The sequence below is a fragment of the Oleiphilus sp. HI0079 genome (assembly GCF_001635105.1).
This window is the reverse complement of sequence record NZ_LWFT01000386.1, coordinates 1-296: the sequence shown is the minus strand read 5'-3', so window position 1 is coordinate 296 and position 296 is coordinate 1. Positions and strand designations below refer to the sequence as shown.

Here is a 296-nt window from a genome sequence, read left to right as displayed (position 1 = left end):
AGCAGTGTCTGGTTGACTATTGCCCCGACCTCGCAAACCGAGCTGTATATACCTGCGGAGCTGAAGGCTTCATGTCGACAGTCAGAGCGGCGTCAAAAGCGCTTGGTGTTGATATTGCGGCCATTAAGAGTGAATCCTTTGGTGTGCCAAGGAAACAGGACACGTTGGCGAACCTTGCTCAATTGCGAAGCATGTCAGGGCGTAACGAGGTCAATGTGACGTTGTCGAAAACGCAGCAGACCTTAAACGCTAGCGGTGAGAAAACGCTGTTGGAAATCGCTGAAGAGGCTGGACTA

General features: G+C 51.7%; 1 protein-coding gene. It reads left to right on the top strand.

Annotated elements, in window-relative coordinates; translation table 11 throughout:
• Positions 1–71: 71 nt before the first annotated feature.
• A partial coding sequence (locus A3750_RS04990; protein WP_156498421.1) for a hypothetical protein occupies positions 72–296 on the top strand: 225 nt, incomplete at its 3' end.